Annotated in this window: 21 protein-coding genes and 1 pseudogene; 6 read left to right on the top strand and 16 right to left on the bottom strand. The window is 38.6% G+C overall.

Going from position 1 to position 20,631, the window contains the following annotated elements; genetic code table 11:
• Window positions 1–377 precede the first annotated feature (377 nt).
• Window positions 378–518 (bottom strand): annotated as a pseudogene (locus tag IQ10_RS06475) (DNA alkylation repair protein); the annotation flags it as partial.
• Window positions 519–754: 236 nt separating this feature from the next.
• Between IQ10_RS06475 and IQ10_RS06470 the strand changes: the two are divergent.
• Window positions 755–1,780: a stalk domain-containing protein gene (locus IQ10_RS06470; RefSeq protein WP_144449660.1), complete on the top strand. Its 1,026-nt coding sequence runs from the start codon at window positions 755–757 to the stop codon at window positions 1,778–1,780.
• Window positions 1,781–2,768: 988 nt separating this feature from the next.
• Here the strand turns inward: IQ10_RS06470 and IQ10_RS06465 are convergent.
• A complete protein-coding gene (locus IQ10_RS06465; RefSeq protein ID WP_144449659.1) occupies window positions 2,769–3,443 on the bottom strand; it encodes a DNA alkylation repair protein in 675 nt (224 codons plus the stop codon).
• 171 nt (window positions 3,444–3,614) lie between these two features.
• Window positions 3,615–4,361 (bottom strand): hypothetical protein, encoded by a 747-nt coding sequence (locus IQ10_RS06460; protein WP_144449658.1) that lies wholly within the window; start codon window positions 4,359–4,361, stop codon window positions 3,615–3,617.
• Between the two features lie 384 nt (window positions 4,362–4,745).
• Between IQ10_RS06460 and IQ10_RS06455 the strand changes: the two genes are divergently transcribed.
• The 3 genes from IQ10_RS06455 (at window position 4,746) to IQ10_RS06445 (ending at window position 7,722) form a co-directional block, all read left to right on the top strand.
• A complete protein-coding gene (locus tag IQ10_RS06455; RefSeq protein ID WP_144449657.1) occupies window positions 4,746–5,906 on the top strand; it encodes an acyl-CoA dehydrogenase family protein in 1,161 nt (386 codons plus the stop codon).
• Window positions 5,907–6,196: 290 nt separating this feature from the next.
• A complete protein-coding gene (locus tag IQ10_RS06450) occupies window positions 6,197–6,562 on the top strand; it encodes a Na-translocating system protein MpsC family protein (RefSeq protein ID WP_144449656.1) in 366 nt (121 codons plus the stop codon).
• Window positions 6,563–6,711: 149 nt separating this feature from the next.
• On the top strand, window positions 6,712–7,722 hold the full coding sequence (locus IQ10_RS06445) for a sodium-dependent bicarbonate transport family permease (protein ID WP_144449655.1): 1,011 nt from the start codon (window positions 6,712–6,714) through the stop codon (window positions 7,720–7,722).
• Between the two features lie 55 nt (window positions 7,723–7,777).
• Here IQ10_RS06445 and IQ10_RS06440 read toward each other — a convergent pair whose 3' ends face one another.
• From IQ10_RS06440 to IQ10_RS06395, 10 genes are all read right to left on the bottom strand, one after another.
• Window positions 7,778–9,079, bottom strand: a complete 1,302-nt coding sequence (locus IQ10_RS06440) for a pyrimidine-nucleoside phosphorylase (RefSeq protein ID WP_144449654.1) — start codon at window positions 9,077–9,079, stop codon at window positions 7,778–7,780.
• 20 nt (window positions 9,080–9,099) lie between these two features.
• Complete coding sequence (locus IQ10_RS06435) at window positions 9,100–9,927, bottom strand: purine-nucleoside phosphorylase (RefSeq protein WP_144449653.1); 828 nt, start codon at window positions 9,925–9,927, stop codon at window positions 9,100–9,102.
• A 24-nt stretch (window positions 9,928–9,951) separates the two neighbouring features.
• Window positions 9,952–10,767 carry a purine-nucleoside phosphorylase gene (locus IQ10_RS06430; protein WP_144449872.1) on the bottom strand — a complete coding sequence of 272 codons (816 nt, stop codon included), beginning with the start codon at window positions 10,765–10,767 and terminating at the stop codon, window positions 9,952–9,954.
• A 23-nt stretch (window positions 10,768–10,790) separates the two neighbouring features.
• Entirely contained in the window at window positions 10,791–11,975 is a 1,185-nt protein-coding gene (gene deoB, locus IQ10_RS06425) for a phosphopentomutase (RefSeq protein ID WP_144449652.1), read from the bottom strand.
• 91 nt (window positions 11,976–12,066) lie between these two features.
• Entirely contained in the window at window positions 12,067–12,957 is an 891-nt protein-coding gene (xerD, locus tag IQ10_RS06420) for a site-specific tyrosine recombinase XerD (RefSeq protein ID WP_144449651.1), read from the bottom strand.
• Window positions 12,958–12,981: 24 nt separating this feature from the next.
• A complete protein-coding gene (locus IQ10_RS06415; protein WP_144449650.1) occupies window positions 12,982–13,212 on the bottom strand; it encodes a YqzK family protein in 231 nt (76 codons plus the stop codon).
• Window positions 13,213–13,397: 185 nt separating this feature from the next.
• A complete protein-coding gene (gene fur, locus IQ10_RS06410; protein WP_144449649.1) occupies window positions 13,398–13,877 on the bottom strand; it encodes a ferric iron uptake transcriptional regulator in 480 nt (159 codons plus the stop codon).
• Between the two features lie 117 nt (window positions 13,878–13,994).
• On the bottom strand, window positions 13,995–14,636 hold the full coding sequence (gene spoIIM, locus IQ10_RS06405) for a stage II sporulation protein M (protein ID WP_144449648.1): 642 nt from the start codon (window positions 14,634–14,636) through the stop codon (window positions 13,995–13,997).
• A 72-nt stretch (window positions 14,637–14,708) separates the two neighbouring features.
• A complete protein-coding gene (locus IQ10_RS06400; protein ID WP_144449871.1) occupies window positions 14,709–15,884 on the bottom strand; it encodes an endonuclease Q family protein in 1,176 nt (391 codons plus the stop codon).
• Window positions 15,885–15,886: 2 nt separating this feature from the next.
• A complete protein-coding gene (locus tag IQ10_RS06395) occupies window positions 15,887–16,432 on the bottom strand; it encodes an NUDIX hydrolase (RefSeq protein WP_144449647.1) in 546 nt (181 codons plus the stop codon).
• Between the two features lie 79 nt (window positions 16,433–16,511).
• Between IQ10_RS06395 and mciZ the strand changes: the two genes are divergently transcribed.
• The gene (mciZ, locus tag IQ10_RS18545) at window positions 16,512–16,721 is read left to right on the top strand and encodes a Z-ring formation inhibitor MciZ (RefSeq protein WP_144449646.1); all 210 of its coding nucleotides are present in this window, start codon (window positions 16,512–16,514) and stop codon (window positions 16,719–16,721) included.
• Here the strand turns inward: mciZ and IQ10_RS06385 are convergent.
• On the bottom strand, window positions 16,631–17,716 hold the full coding sequence (locus IQ10_RS06385) for a DUF3866 family protein (RefSeq protein WP_144449645.1): 1,086 nt from the start codon (window positions 17,714–17,716) through the stop codon (window positions 16,631–16,633). The two genes, mciZ and IQ10_RS06385, sit on opposite strands and share 91 nt — an antisense overlap.
• A 104-nt stretch (window positions 17,717–17,820) precedes the next feature.
• A complete protein-coding gene (locus IQ10_RS06380; RefSeq protein ID WP_144449644.1) occupies window positions 17,821–18,336 on the bottom strand; it encodes a TlpA family protein disulfide reductase in 516 nt (171 codons plus the stop codon).
• 208 nt (window positions 18,337–18,544) lie between these two features.
• Between IQ10_RS06380 and uppP the strand changes: the two genes are divergently transcribed.
• Window positions 18,545–19,378 (top strand): undecaprenyl-diphosphatase UppP, encoded by an 834-nt coding sequence (gene uppP, locus IQ10_RS06375; RefSeq protein WP_144449643.1) that lies wholly within the window; start codon window positions 18,545–18,547, stop codon window positions 19,376–19,378.
• Window positions 19,379–19,609: 231 nt separating this feature from the next.
• On the opposite strand, the gene IQ10_RS06370 is transcribed toward uppP, so the two are convergent.
• The gene (locus tag IQ10_RS06370) at window positions 19,610–20,248 is read right to left on the bottom strand and encodes an SDR family oxidoreductase (RefSeq protein WP_144449642.1); all 639 of its coding nucleotides are present in this window, start codon (window positions 20,246–20,248) and stop codon (window positions 19,610–19,612) included.
• Between the last annotated feature and the right edge of the window lie 383 nt (window positions 20,249–20,631).

The raw sequence follows: 20,631 nt of genomic DNA, 5'->3' as shown, positions 1-20,631 counted from the left end.
ATTGAGTGTTGTGAAGAAAAATAAATCCCTTTTTCTACACAAAAAAAGTAATTTCAATTATACATTAAGGTATTTTATATATGAAATAACCTTTCGATGTATAACGAAATCGAATGGTTAAAAATTCAGTTTAAGCGGGTATAATTTCAAAATCAAACAAATGCTCGCTCATTCCAATGCCAAAAAGCATCGTTTTTCTTCTCAATGTAGTGGTCAAGATAGGATTCTGTAATACTCTTATCGTTTGACCAAGGCGCTTCCACTTTTCGATTTGTCTAGCTACTGCACCTAGCCGCTCGAGCTAGACATCATCGAATTCTCTCCCAAAAAAAATGATAATAGAATGACCTATTATCACCTAGCACCTTTTTAAAAAATCAGCTTTTTTGCAACTGTTTTAACCCTTCTCTTTTACTGAGAGGCTTTAACTCGTTATTCATAATGAAATTCCTCACAGATTCAGGATTTGTTTTCAAATACTCTCGTAATGCCCAGCCTATTGCTTTTTGAACAAAGAAATAATAGATAAAAATCCTCTATTTTGAAGAGGAAGAAGTTCGACAAAAAATTTAAAAAACTATTAAACATTTTAAAAAGTTCAGACGATATAACTAATGTACTAGTAAAAATGAAGCATAGAAGCTTAAAAGTTACTAATGTACTTTTGCCGTAAAAGGCGTGTCGGCCGACAAATTAATCAAGTGATAAAGAAGAAACATACTTATACTTTTTTAAAACATAGGAGGAAAGAAAAATGAAAAAAGCTATATATTCAATGTCAGCATTACTTATCGGTGTAAGTCTAGTTCTTAGCCCAGCAGTTTCTGCTCAATCTAACAATGACTCACAAGAACGCCGGACAACAGTAGCTCCAGAAGAAGCTCCTGTTTCTAATGAAGAAAGCAATAACGGAACTGAGTCTGCTATTTCAGAAGACGAATCAGAAGATGATGATGAGCAACAAGAAACTGTAAATAAGGAGGAAATGATTCAAAAGCTTCATAGTATGTTAGAAGGAGCACAAGGAGCAACAGCTAATGAAGTTATTACAAACCTTTTAAAACAAAATTTTGATTTAGAGGAATTATTATCTAGTTTCAAAGAACTAGCTGAGGTCGAAATTGAAGAAGGATCTGGTGAAAAGAAAGAAGAATACAAAGCTTATGCAGAAACTCTTCGTGAGCAATTTGAAAAAGAGAAAGCATCATTAAAAGAAAAATTAGAAAAGGCCAAAGAAGTATCTGAGGAATTATACGAAAAAGAACTTGAAATTTACCAAAATATGCTTGAGAACCTAGCTGAACTTTATGAAAAATCTGGTGACATTCAAAGTGCATTTAACCTTCAAAGTGAAGCAGTGAAGGCAAATCTAAGCAATTTAGAATCATATAAAAAGCTAGCTACTCTTTATGAAGAAACACATAATTATCAGGGTATTAAAGCGTTTGTAAATGGTGAGCATCCAACATTTGATGTTCCTCCTATGGTTAAAGAGGGACGTACGTTAATTCCATTCCGCACAATTTCAGAAGCACTCCAGGCAAATGTTAGCTGGGTAGCTGAAGATAGAGCCGTCGTGGTAGAAAAAGACGGTGTCGAAGTGAAATTAGTCATTGGTGTCAAACAAGCATTTGTAAATGGACAACAAGTTTCTTTAGATGTACCAGCAGAGATTATTGATGGTCGTACAGTCGTACCATTACGTTTCCTAAGTGAAGCATTTGGCGCAAATGTTCAATGGGAAGCTGAAACAAGAAGTGTTGTTATCGTTGAAGAGTAATATTTAGATCTTAAATTAATTGCTTACAGAACGAGAAGCAAATGATTATTTTAATTAAAACACTTTAAGGAACCTGTAACATCTTCGGGCTTCCTTAATTTTGTAAACAATCAGACAAGCTATACAGATAAGACTTATAATCAATCCTTTCATTACCACTCCTGTTCTTGCAATTCTTAGTGGATTTTCTTCCGACAACGTTCCTAGAGTAGGGACGTTTTATGATTTTTTCAATCGACTATGGCTTGGTTCAACTCCACATCTATCAAACAGAAAGAATAGAAACAAGAACCGAGAAACCCAAACGTTGTTCAGAAGCTAGTGAAACTTGCCATGAAAAACAAGAAAGTTCAATACTCGCCTAAGGCCCATAACCAACTCCAAATTCTTTTTCCGTCCTTATTGGTCCATCCATCCGTATTGAAAGGGTTATTAGGGAACACAATTTCACTAAGCATTATGGCTAATGGATCTCCTGTGATAACAGGAGGTCGACCTTATGGTAAATTTCTTTGTAATTGTGGTAAACAGGGCAATTAGAAATGCCAATGACAATGACAGTTTTCAAACTCTGATGCCGATTACAGGTGGGATAGTTCTCGCGAAAAATATTATTATAGTAGAAGCCTTTTCATGGTAGCTGCTTCAGATAGTCCTTATGATTTACCTATCTATCCAAGACTCCATCGAGCGAGTAAACATGACTCCGACTTGTTTCTGAGTACTTTCCATACACTCAAATATTGGTATCCTGATTGGAAGTTTGGCGAAGTCATCCTAGACTCAGCTCTGTATCCTTATCCGATCTATGAAATGGACATTAACTTAGACGACGTTCCTTTTTTTGAAAATGGCTTTGAAAATTCCGATTTATCCTCAGGAAACCAGCTTTCATCCCCATAAGACCCAAAATCAGTTACTGAATTTCCGAGTCTCTATAAAAATGATAATAGAATGACCTATTATCACCTAGCACCTTTTTAAAAAATCAGCTTTTTTGCAACTGTTTTAACCCTTCTCTTTTACTGAGAGGCTTTAACTCGTTATTCATAATGAAATTCCTCACAGATTCAGGATTTGTTTTCGAATACTCTCGTAATGCCCAGCCTATTGCCTTTTGAACAAAGAACTCCGTTGAATCTGAGCGCCGTAAAATCAAGTCAAACAGCAGTTGCTCATTTGTCTTTTCTTTATATTTTAGTTGAAACAATATTGCCGTGCGTTGAAACCAAATATTATCTGAAGCAATCCATTTTTCTGTATAAGAAGGAACAAGACTCGGATTTAACTGTAAAATATGTCCAAGTATTTTAGGAGCTAATACGTCAATTGTATCCCACCACGATTTTGAAGCAACTAACTCTTCTATAAAAGGAATGCTTTCTGCTTGTAACTGTTTTTTCAATTTATCTAATAGATCAAGAGCAATCGATTGATATTCTCGCTCTGGCTGAACCCATAATGTTTTAATGACTTCTTCAAATTCATTCTTTTCTGGTAACCCACATTCATTGATGAATGTCTTCAATAAAGCACGACGTTCAGGTGTTTTAATCCCCAAAAATTCAAATTGATCACGCATATACTTCTTCATCCAGTTTGCATTTTCACTGTTTGAGTGGTTAGTAAATACGTTCATTAGCTCTTTAACATATGATTTCATTATTACTCCTTCAAAATGAATTGATTTCTTCCTTTCATAACAATAACTATTATATCCAAGGACTAAATTTTTCAGTGATAGATGCATTTTTGTCATAAATGAATGAAAACAAAAATAGAGTTCAAAAAAATGACGTGTGAACATGACACGTCATTTTCTACAAAAACCATTTTAAAAATCCTCTTCTCTTTTTTGGTACCGTGTAAAATAAGAGAACATTTCTTCAAGCTTTTTTTTACCAATTTCTAGTTCATGTAACGCTAAATCTTGGTAGCTACTGAATAATGCCTCCTGCCCTTTGTTTAGTTGAAATTTTTTAGATAATTCATTTTGCTCATTACTAACCAAGATAAGTCCTTTTGCGACAAGCTCTCCCACAATCCTTGTTAACGTAGGCATTGAGCAAACCCAGCCATAATGCTTTAAAAGCTGACTGCGAATATTTGGTACAGTTTTCATTAATTCATCACTATTGTTTAACTCTTGTAGAATAAAAAATGGTACCACATTCTTATACTCAAGGTATTGTCCAACAAATGGATAATCAAGTTCAGTTAACGATGATTTTAAACGATCATACGTTGTAAAATGACAAGCCTCAATTCCTTTATTTATACATAGCAAGTGAGCTTGTACCGTTTTCAGCCATTCTTCACATTGCATTTTTAAATATTCTTTTCCATTCAACGTGATCGTGAAAGGTTTTTGCGCATGATGATAGGAAGGCATTAAATATTCTTTATATGTAAGTGACTTATAGAGTGTACTAAGCTTTGCTCTCGTTGTGGAAGAACAAGTATATAGTGAAATATATTTTGGGATTTTAATCGAAATATCCTGAGTCGTATTCCCAACAGATACCCGGTGTAAAATGAGCCAAGAGAGTAGTGTTTTCTTTGTTAGAACTTCCTTTTTCATTGTAATAACAATCCTCCATGTGTACAGACTACAGCATCTCTTCCTTGAAGCTTCTTGGTTAACTATTGACGTCCCTTATGTAAAATATTTTGGCACACGAATGATTATAGCATAACTTAGGTCTACACTTTATTTCTCAAATAATAAGAAGAGGAACACTCATTATTACACTTATTTATGGTATAAAATTAGTAAATTACAGGTCCATTAGTACAATTGCATACATTGTTTGATTTAAAATAATAAGACAAAGGTTGTCATTATTACTTTCCCCATAAAATGACAAATTATTAATATTCACTTTTAGAGCCTTATTTTTTAAGTCTTCATAAGGATGTGATAAGCTTATCGTACTGACAAATAAACCATTTGGAGGATCGATCCGTGAATTTATACCAAGTCAACACACCAAGTGAACATAAAAAAATCATAAGTAAAGTCATAAAACCATTTTCTGATCGTGCTGCCATTCATGATGAGGAAGGGTCATTTCCTTTTCAAAACCTAGCTGATTTAAAATCAGTAGGATACCCTTCGCTCACCGTTCCTAAAAAATATGGTGGGCAAGGTTTGAACTTATCAGAATGGCTTCCCTTGCAAGAAATGATCGCTCAGGCTGATGGTTCAACTGCTCTTTCAATCGGCTGGCATATCGGCATTATCTCACAACTAAATGATAAAAAAACGTGGCCAACGCCTGTGCTTGAACATCTATACCAAGATATCGTCCAAAATGGTGCGATTCTTAATGCTGCAGCAACAGAACCAGAGACTGGTAGCCCAACTCGTGGCGGCAAACCGACGACTACAGCTAAAAAGGTCGATGATGGTTGGTTACTGTCTGGGCGAAAGTCCTTTACGTCAATGGCACCTGCCCTTGATTATATTCTTATCACTGCTACGATGCCTGATGATCGGGTTGGACAATTTCTCCTTCACAAAAGTGATAAAGGAGTTCGTATAGAAGAAACATGGAATACAATTGCAATGAGGGGCACAGCAAGCCACGACCTTTATCTAGATGACGTTGTTATTTGTGCTGACCATCTCGTTGATATCGTCGTACCAGGTCAAAAAAGCCCAGCTGGCTGGCTGTTGCACATTCCTGCTTGTTACTTAGGAATTGCTCAAGCTGCACAATCATTTGCGCTTTCTTATGCATCAACCTATTCGCCAAATAGCTTACCTGGACCGATAAAAGATTTGCCAACTATCCAAACAAAAATAGGGGAAAATGAAGCTGCTTTGATGCAAGCACGTTATTTCCTTTACGGTGTCGCAGCTAAGTGGGATCGTGCTACTGATGAAGAAAGACTAGAGATGCAGGGAGAGCTTGGTGCTGCTAAATATCATGTCGTTAATGCAGCAGTTGAGATTGTTGACCGTGCCATGCGCGTCGTTGGCGCCCAAAGTCTCTTTAAAGAACACCCACTTCAACGTTACTACCGTGACGTCCGTGCTGGTCTTCATAATCCACCAATGGACGATATGACTCTTTTAAAACTTGCAAGTGAAGCATTTTTGCAAATTGAAGACGTGAATTAACTGAATTAATAAATTAACAATTGACTCATATCGATTTTGCCTGTATGATAAATCTAATATAAAGTAGAGCCTGAGAGATCAAACGCGAAAGATAAGAGAAACGCTCGCTTTAGCATCCCTACTGATATTAATCGGTAGGATGAAAAAGTTAGTACCCTCTACTCTTTAACGTTTTGGATAAATCGGCGTATTTCTTCGCATTCAATGCTGGGGAAGTATGTCGGTTTTTTGTTTATATACGGGCATTCACATTATTTAAAGGTAAAGGCTTTGACTTGGAGGTAAATAATATGGCCCAAACGAAAGGTGCATTCGAAGCTACAATCGCAAAATCATTAACACAGTGGGAAAAGGACTTCTTAGGAAGAGGCTCTGTATCCGTTAAAGCCGATATCTTACGTGACATGATTATTATTACGTTAAAAGGTGTGTTGACCCCTGCTGAACATACATTAGCCCAGAAAGAGGATGGTCGTATATTAATCAAGAAAATCCGTTCTGAACTCGTCGAATCTGGACGAGAGACGCTTGATGACTTGATCCATCAACTAACTGGACTGGAGGTGATCAGCTTTCACACAGATATTAGCACAAAATCAGGTGAACGGATCATCATCTTTAAACTGTCCGATGACCTTGAAAAAAGATTTCATTAATATTATTTAGGGAGTTCTTTAAAAAGCTTGTTACTTTGGGCTCGTTAAAGGAAAACCGACAATGGATAGAATACACTTCTTTATTGATGAAGTCATTCTAATATTGTCGGTTTTTTTATGCCTTTAAACATCAAAAGGAGGAATATTCAATGTACGAAATTATTATGCAAAATTTATTATCACCTGTCGTCTTATTTTTCGTCCTTGGTCTTATTGCCGCTCTTTTTAAATCAGATTTAAAATTTCCAACTGGACTTAATGAAGCATTGAGTATTTTCCTGTTAATTGCCATTGGACTGAAAGGAGGAATTGAGCTCTCGAATTATACTCTTTCTGAAGTCGCCATTCCCGTCCTTGCAACTTTGCTATTAGGATCGATTCTACCTATTATTACCCTTCTTATGCTTAAAATGATTAAACTCGATACGAAAAACGCACTTGCTTTAGCGGCAACATATGGCTCTGTCAGTATCGTCACATTCGGGGCAGCAATTTCCTTTTTAGATCATGTTAACCTTACCTATGAAGGCTTTATGAATGCAATGGTTGTTTTGATGGAAAGTCCAGCCATTATTATGTCAATCCTCCTCTTGAAGATTTTGGAAAATAAAAATAAAGAGCTTTACCCTTCACAAAAGGTTGCTTTTACATCACCAGCAACTTCTTTAATTGATAAAGAGGTCTTAAAAGAAACTTTCTTCGGGAAAAGCATCTTGCTTCTTCTTGGCTCTCTCTTAATCGGACTCGTCGTTGGTGAAAGAGCCATACCTGTGATACAGCCGTTATTTATTGATTTATATAGTAGCATTCTCATTCTTTTCTTACTAAGCATGGGGCTAACGGCTGGTCAGCGTCTGCCAGAAGTACGTCAACACGGGGTAAAATTACTTTTATTTGGTATATTTATGCCAATTGTTGCTGGTGCAATCGGTGTTCTTACTGGACATGCAATTGGGCTTTCTCTTGGAGGAGTTACATTAATGGGTGTTCTTGCTGGTAGTGCTTCCTACATTGCAGCTCCAGCCGCATTACGGACTTCTATACCAGAAGCAAACCCATCGATCTATTTAGGTCTAGCACTTGGGATCACGTTTCCATTTAATTTAATTTTCGGAATCCCTCTATACTATCAATTTGCTCAATGGCTACAAATTTTTTAAATTCGTAACAGCAAAAGAGGTAGGCTTCGTAATAAGCCTACCTCTTTTCTTACGTTTAGTGAATTTCCTCATAAATCAACGTTGGCTTGATCACTTCTCCACTTGAAATCGTGTAAGCGCCAAGTACCATATCAATGACATTTTGGACATCCTCACTATTTGCATGCAATGTCGCAAGTGATTCACCAGCTTCGACCTTTTCACCAATTTTCTTATTTAATACAATTCCAACAGCTAAATCAATTTCCGACTCCTTTGTTGCTCGACCAGCACCTAAGAGCATAGCTGCTGTACCAATTTTATCAGCAACAATAGAAGATACCATTCCTGCTTTAGCTGCCTTTACTTCAATCAAATACTTCGCTGTAGGGAGCTTACTAGGATCGTCGACAATCGATGCATCACCATTTTGAGCTTCGATGAACGTTTTTAACGCTTCAAGCGCTTTGCCGTTTGCAATGACTTCCTTAAGCTTTGCTTTCGCCTCTTCAACAGAAGCAGCTTGCTTCGCTAAATAAACCATATGACTTCCAAGAGTAAGACATAGCTCTAGTAAATCTTCTGGACCTTCGCCGCGTAGCATTTCAATTGCTTCTTTTACTTCTAAGGCATTACCGATTGTTCGACCAAGCGGTTGATTCATATCGGAAATAACCGCCATTGTATCCCGTCCAAGACTTTTACCAATTGCCACCATTGCCTCTGCTAGTTCTTTTGATTGATCCAGTTCTTTCATAAATGCACCTGAACCCGTTTTAACATCAAGAACAATCGCATCTGCTCCAGAAGCAATCTTCTTACTCATAATCGAGCTAGCAATTAACGGAATCGAGTTAACCGTTGCTGTTACATCACGTAAAGCATACAGTTTCTTATCAGCTGGTGTTAGGTTACCTGTTTGACCAACAACAGCAAGCTTGTTCTTATTCACTAGTCGCGTAAATTCACTCGTATTTATTTCAACACTAAATCCAGGAATCGCTTCAAGCTTATCAATCGTTCCCCCCGTATGCCCTAAGCCACGGCCAGACATTTTAGCGACTGGTACACCAAGTGCTGCAACTAATGGAGCAAGCGCAATCGTCGTCTTATCACCGACTCCTCCAGTTGAGTGCTTATCGACTTTGATTCCTTCTACGTCGGAAAGATTCATTTGGTCACCTGATTCGACCATCGCCATCGTCAATTCAGCACGTTCCTCCGTTGACATATCTTGAAAGAAAATGGCCATTGCAAAAGCAGACATTTGATAGTCAGGAATATCCCCATTCGTATAGCCTTCGATCGCATATCGAATTTCTTCTTTTGTTAATGCATGTCCATCTCTTTTCTTCTCTATCAGGTCAACCATACGCATAGCGCTGTACCTCCTTCGAATTAAAGCTCAACTGTGGAAACAATTTCTTTCACAAGCTTAATGAATTTTGGTTTCGTACGATTCGCTACTTCTACCACTTCTGCGTGCGTAATACCTTGGATCTCTTCACCTACAGCCATGTCTGTAATACAAGAAATACCAATGATTTTCATATCTGCATGACGGGCTACAATCACTTCTGGGACCGTAGACATCCCAACAACATCCCCGCCAAGATTACGTAACATGATTAACTCTGCGCCGCTCATATAAGTCGGTCCAGTTACACCAGCGTAAACCCCTTTTTGCAGGCTAATATCTAGCTTCTTACCTGTTTCCATGACAAAGTTAACTAACTCAGGAGTATAGGCATGACTCATATCCGGGAAACGCGGACCAAGTTCCTCGTGATTATGTCCGATAAGTGGGTTATCACCAGTCATGTTTAAATGATCTGTAATGACCATTAAATCACCAGGTGCAAAGTTCTTATTCATCCCTCCGCACGCATTGGTAACAACCATTAACTCAACTCCAATTTGCTTCATCACTCGTACTGGGAACGTAACTTCCTGCATCGAATAGCCTTCGTAGTAATGAAAACGACCTTGCATGGCAACTACTTCTTTTCCGTGCAAAGTACCAATGACAAGCTGTCCAGCATGTCCTTCAACTGTTGATACTGGAAAGTTAGGAATATCACCGTACGGAATTTTCACTGCGTTTTCAATTTCATCGGCAAGCTCGCCTAGTCCTGATCCTAAAATTAAGCCAATTTTTGGTGTTGTTTTTAATTTCCCCTCAATGTATGTAGCAGACTGTTTCATTTTTTCTAACATGTTCTCCATTTGAATCTCTCCCTTTAGATAAAATTACATTTCTTTAACGATTGCTTTAACAAGTGATAAAAAGTCAGCTTTTACACGTTCAGTCGTCTCAATAACTTCCTCATGATTCAATGGCTGTGGTAAAATTCCTGCCGCCATATTCGAAATACAAGAAATCCCGAGGACATCTAATCCAGCGTGACGTGCGACAATCACTTCAGGTACCGTCGACATTCCTACAGCGTCTCCACCTAACTTACGAATCATACGGATCTCAGCTGGCGTCTCATAACAAGGACCCGTATTACCAACGTAGACACCTTCTTGCACTTGAATGCTTAAGCTCGCTGCTTGATCCTTTGCTAGGTCTCTTAACTCTGAAGAATAAGCATTGGACATATCAGGGAAACGAACACCGAATTCTTCATCGTTTGGCCCGATTAAAGGATTTTGACCCATATTATTAATGTGATCCCCTATAATCATTAAGTTCCCTGGCTCGTATGATTCATTCACGCCACCAGCTGCATTTGTCACAATGATTTGCTTCACACCAAGCTCTTTCATGACACGAACAGGAAATGTCACCGTATCCATGCTATAGCCTTCATAGAAATGAAAGCGCCCCTGCATCGCAACAACTCGTTTTCCTTCAAGTGTTCCAAATACTAACTGTCCTGCATGTCCAGCAACAGTCGAAACGGGAAAATGTGGAATCTCGTTATAAGGCACTTTCGTTGGCTGTTCAATTTCATCTCCTAGAACACCAAGACCCGAGCCTAAAATCAAGCCAATCGTTGGTTCCTCACCCATTTTATCACGCAAATATGCAGTTGCTTGTTGTAATGCTTGTTTTTTAATCACATTGATTCCTCCTTCATCCTTTAACGAATATCACTTAAAAAACTTGTACCATACTTCGGCATCTTCACGCCAAAATTCTCTGCAATCGTTGCCCCGACATCAGCAAAGGTTTGTCTCGTCCCTAAATTCTTTGCTTTTGTTTGGGCTTTGTTATAAACAAGTAATGGGACTAGCTCACGAGTATGATCCGTACCTGGATGTGTTGGATCATTTCCATGGTCAGCCGTAATGATAAGTAAATCGTTCGCGCCTAAGTCTTCTATTACCTGCTCTAGCTGACGATCAAATTGCTCCAACGCCTCTCCGTATCCAATTGGATCACGACGATGACCATACTTTGCATCAAAATCAACTAAGTTCACAAAGCTAAGACCCGTAAATGGCTTATGTATCGTTTCAATTAATTTATTCATCCCATCTTCGTTCGATACTGTCCGAATTGACTCGGTAATGCCTTCACCGTCATAAATATCAGAAATTTTACCAAGTGCAATCGAAACAAGACCTTGATCAGCTAACTCATTCATCACGGTACGGTCAAATGGCTTTAACGCATAGTCATGGCGATTAGGCGTTCGCTCCCAGTTTCCATTTTCACCAACAAACGGACGGGCAATGATTCGGCCAACCATATACTTTGGATCAAGTGTTAACTTTCTTGCCGTTTCACAAATAGCATATAACTCTTTAAGTGGAACGACCTCTTCATGTGCTGCAATTTGTAAGACAGAGTCAGCAGAAGTATAAACAATTAATGCCCCAGTCTCAACATGCTCGTCGCCTAGCTCATCTAAAATGTCTGTCCCTGATGCAACCTTATTACCGATGATTTTACGTCCTGATTGTTTTTCCAATTCATCGACCAATTCTTTCGGAAACCCTTCTGGAAACACTTGAAATGGTTCTTTAATGTTAAGGCCCATGATTTCCCAATGTCCAGTCATGGTATCTTTCCCAGACGATGCCTCTTGCATAAGACCATAATGACTAAGAGGAGTCTCTACCTTTTCGACACCTTTTATTTGTCTAATATGACTAAGACCTAGTTTAGCCATATTCGGCATGTTGAGCCCATTCATTTTTTCTGCAATATGTGCTAATGTATGAGAGCCTGTATCTCCAAAATCCGCTGCATCAGGAGCTTCCCCAATCCCAACGGAATCCATCACGATCAAAAAGATACGCTCATATTGATATGTACCCACTAGAAAATTCCTCCTTTTATTCTTATATACTATACCCACTTTCTTATACAAAAATAGTTGTCAGAAGTCTGACCTCTATTGTGATAAAAGTCTATGCTCTCGGGTGATACTGAGCATAGACATCCTTCATTCTTGCTTTTGTCACATGGGTATAGATTTGCGTTGTAGAAATGTCCGCATGACCAAGCATCTCTTGCACGGCACGAAGATCCGCCCCGTTTTCAAGCAAGTGCGTCGCAAATGAATGGCGTAATGTATGCGGGGTTAATTCCTTCTCAATTCGTGCTTTACTTGCTAGTTGCTTTAACACCTTCCAAAAGCCTTGCCTTGATAGAGGTTTGCCGAGATGATTCACAAAAAGGAAATCATGGCGATGCTTTTTCATAAGTGTCAGCCTGCTATGCTCTAGATAGTACTCAATTGCCTTTGATGCAGCACTTCCAAGCGGAATAATCCGCTCTTTATTGCCTTTTCCAACACAGCGGACAAATCCCATCGTTAAATGGGTATCGGTTACCGTTAAATGTAGGAGCTCAGATACGCGCATTCCTGTCGCATAAAGAGTCTCTAGCAAGGCTCGATTACGAATAGCAAATACGTCATTACCAGTAGGGGCCGTAAGAAGCGCTTCCACTTCCTCTAACGAAAGAACTTTCGGCAAACGTTTAGCTGCTTTTGGTATATCAAGGTGTACAGAAGGATCAAGTTCTGCTAGCTTCTCTCGAAGAGCAAATTGATGAAAGGCACGAATGGATGCTATCATTCTAGCAACTGTTGTTTCTGCTCGCCCCTGTTCTTTCAAATGATATAAGAAATGAAGAATCGTTGGCCGATCAATCTCACCAATCGACTTGATTCCTTCTACATTTTTCATATACTGCTCGTACTGTTTTAAATCACGTTGATATGATTGGATTGTATTTGTAGAGAGTCCCCTCTCCACACGAATATAATGCAGAAATTCAGTTATTTCATGCTCCACCTGACATCGCTCCTATAACTTGAGCTACTCGCCTTCTTGATAGAACAACATTAGTCGGTCAACCCAAGAGGACGAGGGAAGGCCATCTTCCATTTGAAAGACTTTTATTGCTTTTCCTTGTGGTTCATCATAACGATGATAGCTTTCATATTCTTGACTCACCCATAGAATACCATAATAAAAGAGGAGTGTGCATCCCATAAATAAGAGAAACACCTTCAATGTTTGCAAAACTGCCTGAAACCATGACCTCATTGGGACATCCCTCCGTACGTCTACATTGCTTTTTACAAGCTATGCCAAAAACGCTTCAGAATATACCTCAAAAGATAACCAAACTTGAAAGAACATTCATCAGTGGACAACCTATAGCAAAATCTTTCTTTTAAAAAAGAAAAGCCTGACCTCTAGGAAACCTAGTAAACGTCAGACTTATTAAATCAATCTTTTTCATTTTCTTTTTCATCTTCTGCTTCACTCACTTTATCATGGCAGCGATGACAAATACCATGAAACGTTAAGCGGTGATCTTTAATCTTAAAATTCCAATCTCGTTCAACAATTTCTTCTACGTCACCAAGCAGGTCCTCCTGAATTTCATCAACTGCACCACATTCGATGCAAACAAGATGATGATGAAAATGCGCAGCTCCCTCTTGCCGTAAATCAAAACGAGATACACCGTCTCCAAAATTAATTTTATCAACAATTTTTAATTCCGCGAGTAGCTCAAGTGTGCGATATACAGTCGCCAAGCCAATTTCTGGTGATTTTTCTTTCACGAGGAGGTAAACATCTTCTGCACTCAAGTGATCCTCTTCATGCTCAAGCAAAACACGCACAGTTGATTCACGTTGAGGCGTTAGCTTATAGCTCTGTGAATGCAGATGTTTTTTAATTCGTTCGAGTCGTTTCTCCATCGTTCATGCCTCCCCTCAAGCCAATTTACCTCCTCTTATTATAATCATTCAAAAAAATAGTGTCAATTGATAATGATTATTGTTTAAAATACAATAATGATTATTATTTAATAATTCCTACATTGAAGATGTGATGACAAACCTCATTAATACAGGAGAGACGTACGCTTCAAAAATCGAAGCAAACGCTAACGCTCCTCCTACACCAAAAATCAAGATCGAGTACTTAAGAAATTGGGGGAAAATCGGGATGTTCGTTCGTTTCATAAATTGTTGCCGAACCATCTTCAGACAAAACGAAATACTTGCTGTACCGACAATAATAAAAGCAGGAACGAGAATAAAATTTTGTGGCATAATCGAAACAAAGGATAAGAAGAAACCAGGCATCCCCATTTGATTGACAAGAAATCCAACCGTGAATCCAACGACCACACCTTTTAAGAAAAGAAGAATCAATATAACAGGTAAGCCAATGATCGATAATCCTAAAATCCACATGAGTCCAAAATATTTCGCATAGTGAGTAAAGCTTTGAGCAAATATCGCCGAGGATTCAGCTAGCTCTCCTTCTGATACTTGTCCAAAAAATTGACTTAAATACATATATAAATCATGCTTTTGCGTTAGGCTCAAGCTATTGACAATAATCGCCCCAAAAATAATACCAATTAAAAAAAGCACGGTCGTAAAGACATAAATGGTGCGGTTTTCTTCCAGATGAGTAGATATGATCTCTTTTAGACGGAACGTTCTCATGCCTAGCCCTCCTCTTTTGCTCTTAGTTGACTCTATGAGACAAGGCTAGAATCTATGACTAGATGTTCCTCTCTACTCCTTTTTATCTTTATCTGCGACTTTCCCGTACGTCCCTCCTCCTCCTGCTTTTATAAGAAGTTTCCCCTCCCTAGCAGCAAGGATCGCACGTACAATACTAGGTTGAACAACTGACCTCAAATCTTCTTCTGACACATGATGAATAATGTTCATATCGGTACCAAAAAGAGCACGTAGCTTTTGAAGTGTTTTTTTACCTAGTTTAGGGATAAATTCAAGTGGAATTTGATGAATGTACGGTGGACGTTCTACTACTTTTTCGCTCGTTGTCGCTAGCTCTTGTAATCGATCAGCCACTCCTTTAACGAGTTTTGTTGACCCACAATCCTGACATTTTTGCTCGTCTACTTCTCCACCACAGACAGCACAATTCGTTTGATGATACTTTCCGAGTAACGGATTCAAGCCGAAATTAGCGATGATTGCTCTTCCATCCTCTTGTTTCAAAGCAAGTCGGAATTCAGAAAATGTCGGACATTTCATACGGATCATTTGATATTCTCTCGCCATTTTTTCAAGAGAGTGTGCATCTGAATTACTGACATAAGGATAACGGTGTAATTCCTCTATTTGATCGGCCATGCTTGTATCACTACTTAATCCAAGCTCGATCGCATCGATTAAGTCTGGATCTAGAATCTCTGTTAAACTGAACTTCACTCCCTTTCCGTAAAGACTTTTAAACGGAGTGAACACATGAGCTGGAATAAACAATCCATCCAATTCTCTTACTTTCATTTGAACGCCCTTCGTTCGTTCATAGATCCGTTGCGAGCTTAATGTTCGATTCTTCATCCGCATAGCTAACCAATCACTAAATATCCTCATTTTTTCAATTGTAGGAAGAAAAACAAGCACATGGATTGGCCCTTGACCTTGATCATCAAGAAGTTCAATTTCGGTTCCAAGAAATAGAGTGACTCCCGTGTACTGAATCCCTCCTTCTTCTAGTAAATAAGCTTCTCCATTATGGATAGACTCTTCTATTTCATCAAGTACCTCTGGTACGTGACAATCAATCACACCAATAATATCAATCCCCTTAGTACTTGCTGCCCCGCGGATAATATTTGCTAAAGTTAAGGAAGGAGCAGCAGATATTTTCACCGCTGCTCCTGATCTTGTTCTTCCAATATGAATATGTAGGTCTACCACATATTGTTGTAGCATCATTACTTCTTTCCTAACTCTCTTAATTTCATATATTGAACCGCAAAAACGGTCTTTGCATCATGAATGGTCTGATTTTTCACCATTTCTTCCGCTTCTTCAAGACTTACTTCGATGATATCAAGAAATTCATCTTCATCTGGAGCTACCTGCCCTTTTTTTAGCTTGTCTGTTATGTATAAGTGAATGATTTCATCCGCAAATCCTGGGGATGTATAAAAGGAGACAATAAAATCAAGATAATCTGCCTTGTAACCCGTCTCTTCCTCTAACTCTCTCTTCGCCGAAGCAAGTGGTTCTTCCCCTTTTTCTAGCTTACCTGCTGGAATTTCAACAATGACTTTATCTAATGCCTTGCGATATTGACGAACAAGGACAAGCTTTCCTTCCTTTGTGATTGGCAAAATCGCAACGGCACCAGGATGCTTGACGATTTCTCGTTTACTTGTTTTTCCATTTGGTAATTCAACTTCCTCTACTTTTAGGTCGATCACCTTCCCTTTAAAAATGTCTGTTGTTTTCGTTGTTTTTTCATATAAATGATCCATTTCACTTTCCCCCAGTTCTAATTCGCTTTTGTCCTTCATAAAAGTGTATCATACTTCACAATCGAAAGGACGAGCCCAAATGAAGATTTACATTCAGCAAAATGGCGTGCTTATGACAGGAAAGGCTTGGGAAATAAAAGCCAAGCTACAAGAAGCAAAAAAGTCATTTCAAACCGTTCAACAATGGGTGGATACCATTCATTCCGCTAATTCGAGGCCGACTCGCAATGCTTCTGCAACTGCTAAAAAGAAAATCGGGTCATCCTCATATTTACGTCCCATTGTTTGAATAGACATCGTTGCTTGTTTCAAGGCATTTTTGAGGTGATGGCTCACATCATCTTGTTTGGCGAAGCGAATATCATGCTGTACTCGGTATGAAGCCTTGTTGAGTTGACTCAGGACGGTTTCTCGCTGCGACTTTGCCATATAAGGAAGCGGAAGGACAGCTTTTTCGAACGTAAATTGACTTAGTGGGGTTACTGTGTGATGACTGATGCCATAATGACGTTTTCTCTTATCAGCAAAAGACATCCGTGGAATCCAAATCGGTACTCCATCAAGTGCACTCACGCTATGAGACCAATGTGAAAGGATCATCCCAGAAAAACCATAGCTGGTTCCTGTACCAACAACTCCAGGGCCAACTGAAATGATAATCACATCTGCTTTGACAATCATTTTCGCACATTGCAAGGCAGAAGCAATAGTAATCGCCTCATAGTCCCCTCCAAATGCTTGTCCAACAGTAATCGAAGTAAAATCTCTTTCTTGGTGTAAGACACGTAATTGTTCACTCAGCATTAATGGAAGAGCTGCTTGATCATCAAAAATAACACAGCAACGATACTCCTTATTTAACTGCTGAGTCAAATAATAAAGAAGCGGAACCATACTATGTAATTCGGCAAGCCATACAGGGCTCCCAGCAAGTGAAAATGGTTTCGTAAAAACACCATGAAACTCACTTTCCTGAGATTCGACGGTAAGTACACTATGTTGGACTGGCGTATAACGCGCCTTCATGATATGACCTTGAGGATCACTAGTACTCCATTGTTCTTCCTTCCTGCTAAGAACTTGTCGAACAATGTCCCAGCCTCCTGTACCGAGCCTTAGCTCTGTTGCTGTCGTATTGACAACAATCCGATCTCCTACTTTGACAGCTTGCGTCATTCTTTTATATAAAAGAGCACGCCCGGCTCCTTTATCTGTGGTCAAATGCTGAATCTCTTCATCTTCAAAGCGAATATCTAATACCCTTGTTTCTAATTCCGTATACATATGCTCTCACGCCTTACTAAGTGGCATTATTGTTAGCATATCCAAAACATACACATTTAACATCTCTCTATTTAAAGAAAAAGACGAGGAATCAACCTCGTCTTTTAAAGTAAGGGCTTAATGAGTGCTTCAAGACCTTCGTAATTCACTTCGCCTGGAATATTTTGCTTAATTGTTCCGTCACGGTCAATGATATATGTCGTTGGCAGTCCAATAATTTGATAACGATCTGCCACAACCCCTTCCTCATCAAAGAAAACTGGTAAAGTAATGTTAAGCTCTTCGATAAAATGAGGGGCATCATTTAATGTCCGTTCAAACGTTTGCATATTCACAGTTAAAATCGTTAGTCCTTCGTCTTCGTAATCAGCTTGCAGCCTCATTAGGTCTGGCATTTCTTTACGGCATGGCTCGCACCAAGAAGCCCACATATTTAAAATGACCACATCACCAACATAATCATGGAGTTCACTTGCTTCTTGTTGATACATCGGTAATGCAAAATTCTCAGCAGTCATGCCTGGCCTATTGCCGATCTCTTGTCTATCTTGAAAAAAGAAAACAGCAATGATGATAAGTGCTGCAGCAACGAACACCACGCCTGTTACTTTACGTTTCATCCTCTTCCCCCTCGTTCTCTCATCTCTACCTTCATTATAGAAACAAACATAAGTTAATCGCAACCAACCGCGTGACAAATTATTGAAAACCCGCTCTTCATCATCAAACCTTTCCGTAAAAAGAAAAGTTTGCTAGAATTAGAGGATGCCTATTTTCCATAATGTAAATAGTAATGATTTCGATTAATTAATAAAGGATGGTTTTAACATGTCTATCATTGAAGCACTAATCTTTGGATTTGTTCAAGGAATTACCGAATTTTTACCGATTTCTAGTACAGCACATATTGTCATCACACAAATTCTACTCGGATATACCTTTCCTGGTTTTGGCTTCGAAATATTTCTTCATTTGGCTTCTATACTAGCCATTATTTTATATTTTAGAAACGATTTAATAGAAGTAATCAGAGGATTTATTAACTACATACTCCATCGATCGAGTGAGAATCGAACATCATTTTACTTCGGTCTTTATATTATTATTGCGACATTGATCACTGGTGTGCTAGGCATTATTCTTGAAGGTTTCATGGGAGAAGGTTTAAAAACACCACCGTTTATTGCATTGGCTCTTGCTGTGACTGGTTTGTTTCTTATAATAATTGAACGATTCGTTCGACAAGGAACTCGTACTGATAAAGATATGACGTTTCTAGATGCTATTATCATTGGCCTTGTGCAAACAATAGCCGTTTTTCCTGGGATTTCTCGTTCTGGATCAACTCTAATTGCTGGCTTATTTGCAGGTTTAAATAAAGAAACTGCTGTTCGCTTCTCCTTTTTATTATCTATTCCTGTCATTCTCGGCTCAACCGTTCTTGCGATTGGTGATTTCACAAGCGGTTCTCTTGTAGCCGAGGTCGGAATAGCTTCTCTAATTGTAGCATTTATAGCAACATTCGTTTTTTCTTGGCTTGGAATCATCTGGTTAATTGAGTTCTTAAAACGTAGCAAACTAATCTATTTTGCCGTTTATTGCTTTGCTGCTGCGATTTTTGTTTTCTTCTTTTTAAATAATAGTCTGATCGTAGAATTGTAAAAGCTTCATACTCTTCTACTCAATAAGACTATGCTTTATCTTATGACTTATTAATAGGCAATGTTAAACAAAACGTCGTTTATCGCCAAGACCTAATACAAAAGCTAAAGTTGCCGTTATAAGTAAGGCTTAAAATGTTAACAACGTTGATAACCTCTATGTTACAAAATGTATCCTTTCCTAACGTGTTAAAAAAGCTATGCGAAAAAAGGTTCGCATAGCTTCTTCTCATTAAACAGCCTGTAGAGCTTCTGAAATATCTGTATCGCCATTTAGAATTTCAAACGTTTTTCCGTACGTATTTTCGCGCTCAATCACTTCAGTAAGGACCGTGGCTACATCTTCTCTTGTGATGGTGTTATCACGAACTTGAATTTCTTCTTCAAGCTTAATCTTCCCTTTCCCAGCCTCATCTGTTAAGCTCCCTGGACGAACGATTGTATAGGTAAGAGTAGATTGTTTAAGATGATCGTCAGCTACCTTTTTTGCTACTAAGTAGTGACGAATGTTTTCGCTCTTATCGGGGTCTGCAGTACCCATTGAACTAAGCATAACAAATCGCTTTACACCATTTCTCTCTGCAGCATCAATCGTTTTGATCGCTCCCCATAAATCGATGAGAATCGTTTTATCCGCACCAGTATGCCCTCCTGAACCAGCAGCAAAGATAACGGCGTCAATCCCTTTAAAAGCATGCTCAAAATCGGCTTCTAAATCAGCTACAACTGTGTCTGCTGCACCTAACTTCAACAAATCCTCCGCCTGTTCTTCTTTTCTAATCATTGCAACTGGATGATGTCCTGCATCCGCTATTTTTTTTATTGTATGTCTTGCTACTTTACCATTTGCACCGACAACTAAAACGTTCATTTAATTATCCGCTCCTTTTTTAATCTACATGGATTGTTCCCTCTCATTATCTTTACTAAACATGATATCATTCTCGGTATTCATCAACTAAAAAACGGGGCTGTCCCAAAAGCCCCTAAAAACTAAAAATCACGGAGACCTGTTTACGTTGGTCTCCGTGATTTTTGTTATGCATTTTTTCATTCTCTTGCGAGTGGCGATCAGCCGCCACTCGCTTCCTCATATTATGGGTTCATGCTACAAGTCCAAGTTCAACATGATTTTCTGGAATTAAATCTGAGAAATCCATAGGAAGAATCAGTTAGTTCATGTTATAATCTTAAAAAATAGCCAATTGGTTGCACATAAAAAATCGCTCCTTGTTGAAATGTTTTGTTGTGGTG

Source organism: Halalkalibacter nanhaiisediminis, assembly GCF_007830185.1.
GTDB classification, from domain to species: Bacteria; Bacillota; Bacilli; order Bacillales; family Bacillaceae_D; genus Halalkalibacter; species Halalkalibacter nanhaiisediminis.
The sequence above is the reverse complement of the archived record's forward strand: the minus strand, read 5'-3'. Positions and strand labels throughout refer to the sequence as shown.